Source organism: Elstera sp. (assembly GCF_044372965.1).
Taxonomy (GTDB): Bacteria; Pseudomonadota; Alphaproteobacteria; order Elsterales; family Elsteraceae; genus Elstera.
In genome coordinates, this window is sequence record NZ_JBILQX010000284.1 from 1 (window position 1) to 3,097 (window position 3,097).

Below are 3,097 nucleotides of genomic sequence, written 5' to 3' on the forward strand. Positions count from 1 at the left end.
TTCGCGTCCTCGAACCCAGCGCAGGCACGGGCAATCTAGCCCGGCTCGCCGTCGAGAAGGGCGCGACCGTCGATTGCGTCGAGTTTCAATCGGCGCTCGCCGATGGCCTGCGCGAGAGCGGCCTCTATCGATCGGTCATCACCGGCGACTTTCTCGAGCTCACGCCGCAGGCAAACTATGACGCCGTCATAATGAACCCGCCCTTCGATCACGAGCGCGACATCGACCACGTCCTCCACGCCCTCGCCTTCTTAAAGCCTGGTGGTCAGCTCGCGGCGATTATGTCGGCCGGCACCGAGTTTCGGGAAACGAAGAAGAGCGTCGCATTCCGCGCCATCGTCGAGAAACACGGCGGCGTCTTTCTAGATCTGCCGCCAGCCTCATTTGCCAGCGTCGGCACAAACGTTAATACCGTCATCCTTCATCTGCGCAAGCGGGATTAGCACGGATTGGTCGGCCTTGGGATCTGCCCTGCCGCCCAATGGAGACCAGGTGGAAGCATCGCAAAGGAAAGGAGGGCTTTGGCAGGGCGGTTCAACTGCTTCAGAGGAAGACACCATGACCGCTCTCCCAATCCCCGCCGGAATCGACCAATCCACCCCGGAATATGCCGAGAAGGTCGCGCAACTGAACGACCTGTTCCGCCAGACTGGTCGGGGCGGTAAATCATACGTCACTCCAGCTATTCTGGCGCTCGGACCCGCCGCAGTAATTTTGCTCCAGCGCGCGGTCGCAACCCACACCACGTTCACCGAGGACAATGATCCCTACGGATGGCGTGAGATCGGCGTCATCGAGCGGCCTGACCTGCCAAAGGTCTTTTGGAAAATCGATTATTACGATCCCGATTTTAATATCGGCTCCGAGGATCCTGCCGATCCAACCAAGACGGGGCGCCTCCTCACCATCTTGCTCGCCTCGGAGTATTGAGACATGGGGCGTTACAGCACCACGATTTTTAAGGAAGTTCTACCGGACGGCGCGACAATCACCGTCTTCCCCGACGAATGTCCACCTAACCCACGCAAAGAGTTTAGCCAGCTTGGTCAAATGTTCTGCTGGCATCGGCGCTATGACCTCGGGGACGAGCATCAATTCGCCAATCCCGATGCTTTCGAGGCCGACTTCGCTCGCGTCCCGCACGTGCGCTTGCCGCTGTTTCTCTACGATCACAGCGGCATCACGATGCGCACCACGCCCTTTTCCTGCCAATGGGATTCCGGCCAGGTCGGCTGGATCGTCGTAACGCACGACAGCCTCCGGGAAGAATTCCGCCGCAAGAGAATTTCGAAAAACCTCCTGGTGAAGGCCGCCGATATCCTTCGCGGAGAGGTCGCCGAGTACGATCAGTATCTGCAAGGGGACGTCTGGGTTCTTGAGCATCTTGATCCTGATGACCAGGTCATCGATGCGCTTGGCGGAATTTATGGCGAGGACTACGCCATCGAGGAAGCGAAGGACTGGTTGACGTCCGCCCTAGAGGCATAACCGTCGAGAAGGTTCCCATTTCGTTCCAACCTTGATAAGGTCGCACTCTGTTCAACAGAGGCGGCCTTTTCTCATGCCCATCACCCGAATTACCGTCAATCCCCCCGGCGGCATCGCCGAGATCGATCCCGTCAAACGCCCGATCAATGCTGAAATGCTCGTGCTCATGGACGCCTGGGGCGTCACGCGCCCCGCCTTGTTGGCGGCGATGCTCTCCGGCCCTCACGCACCCAAGGGCGAGCCCGCGCGCGACGCGATGAACGTGCTTATCATGGAGGCTTGCGACGGTGCAGTGCCATGTCCGGCGCTGGTTTACGCGAAGCTGCTTCAGCTCGATTCGAAGTTGCGCGGCACGATCAAGGCCATCGTCGAGAAATACGCGGACCAGCCGCGCATCGAATTCTCCCTCCCCCGCGATGACAGCGAAGCCCGCAAAACCGTTGGTGCCCTGTTCGAGCACGAGGCCTTCGAGAATCTGCCGCTGACCGCCGCTGGGACCAGGATTGCCCTGTTCACCGTCGGTCGGACGCTGCGGGAGCGCGGGGTCGACGTGCATTTTTGCTTCCCTGCCTGATCGGGCTCGGCTCTGCCCCTCGGATTAGGCTCCTAACCGAAAGCCCGGCCTACGGGCAACGTCGGGAGAGAGGTTTTTTCCCCTGGCCTAAAGGCCATTCCTCGCGAAACAAAAAACCTCTCTCCCGCCGTCCTCCGCTTTGCTCCGGTCCTGCGGGTGCCCGCGGCCGTTCCCCCGGTTAGGTCGCCGTCGAGGCAGACGCCGGACCCCAATCAGGAGAGCACCATCATGAACGCACATATCCTTTTCCAAGCAGGCCTGGTAGCCGGTCGCACCTGGCGCAACAATCCGACCAATCGCTCCTTCAGCACCCTGCCCTACTACGGCCAGCGCACCCTCGATGCGCAGCGTTTCAATCGCGCCTTCGCCTTCGCCCTTCAGGGCGATCCCGCCATCGATGCCGACACCGCCTACAGCACTCTCCTTCAGCAGCGTCCGGATCTCGCTGAACTCTACGAGGCGGCGCAATAGCGCCGCCCTCTGGATGGTTTATCAATCTTCATCACGCTAGCGAAACAGTGCTTCGCCCGACCCTTTACGGTGCTGGCTAGGCCCTTTGTGGTGATCGCGCCGGAGGCACGATCACGGCCGCCAGGGTGCGCGCCTCCGGCGCAAGAAGAAGGCAGGGGAATTAGTAGGTTTGGGAGCTAAGGGGACGATGACCGGTGCGCTCATTGGCACCGCGGCGCGCGGCCACCCCGGCGAGACCGCCGAGCCGGGCCGATACAAACGCCTGTGCGCCGGAGAGGATTAGTCTCTGCTGAGGGCCGCTCCGCGTCCCGCCTTTTGGGCGGCCCTGCGCCTTCAGCGCGGTCCCCCTCATACGGATGGGCTTTCTTGGATTTCAGTTCCTGATCCGCCGGTTCGTGATCCCTAGCGGACACCGGTCGCGCAAGCGCTCCCTTGGGTCGGCTTTGGGCATGCCTTCAGTAGAGGGCGACGGGCCGCTCGAATCGCAGGGCAAGCCCCGCTCCCTCGCAACCCTCACCCTCCCGAACGCATACCACGCCGCCCCATGCCCGCTTGGTCGTGATC

Annotated in this window: 5 protein-coding genes; all 5 read left to right on the forward strand. The window is 61.5% G+C overall.

Going from position 1 to position 3,097, the window contains the following annotated elements; all coding sequences use genetic code 11:
• Nucleotides 1–443: methyltransferase (locus ACIQ36_RS19630; RefSeq protein WP_395832502.1), on the forward strand; the 443-nt coding region annotated here is incomplete at its 5' end.
• A gap of 115 nt (nucleotides 444–558) precedes the next feature.
• Nucleotides 559–930: a DUF3768 domain-containing protein gene (locus ACIQ36_RS19635; protein ID WP_395832504.1), complete on the forward strand. Its 372-nt coding sequence runs from the start codon at nucleotides 559–561 to the stop codon at nucleotides 928–930.
• A 3-nt stretch (nucleotides 931–933) separates the two neighbouring features.
• Nucleotides 934–1,488: a hypothetical protein gene (locus tag ACIQ36_RS19640; protein ID WP_395832506.1), complete on the forward strand. Its 555-nt coding sequence runs from the start codon at nucleotides 934–936 to the stop codon at nucleotides 1,486–1,488.
• A gap of 73 nt (nucleotides 1,489–1,561) precedes the next feature.
• Entirely contained in the window at nucleotides 1,562–2,062 is a 501-nt protein-coding gene (locus ACIQ36_RS19645; RefSeq protein ID WP_395832508.1) for a hypothetical protein, read from the forward strand.
• A 228-nt stretch (nucleotides 2,063–2,290) separates the two neighbouring features.
• On the forward strand, nucleotides 2,291–2,533 hold the full coding sequence (locus tag ACIQ36_RS19650) for a hypothetical protein (protein WP_395832510.1): 243 nt from the start codon (nucleotides 2,291–2,293) through the stop codon (nucleotides 2,531–2,533).
• The last annotated feature ends 564 nt before the right edge of the window (nucleotides 2,534–3,097 follow it).

What these genes read in the sequence shown, in the direction of transcription:
- ACIQ36_RS19635 (WP_395832504.1), top strand. Translation starts at nt 559, where the DNA reads ATGACCGCTCTCCCAATCCCCGCCGGAATCGACCAATCCACCCCGGAA.
- ACIQ36_RS19640 (WP_395832506.1), top strand. Translation starts at nt 934, where the DNA reads ATGGGGCGTTACAGCACCACGATTTTTAAGGAAGTTCTACCGGACGGC.
- ACIQ36_RS19645 (WP_395832508.1), top strand. Translation starts at nt 1,562, where the DNA reads ATGCCCATCACCCGAATTACCGTCAATCCCCCCGGCGGCATCGCCGAG.
- ACIQ36_RS19650 (WP_395832510.1), top strand. Translation starts at nt 2,291, where the DNA reads ATGAACGCACATATCCTTTTCCAAGCAGGCCTGGTAGCCGGTCGCACC.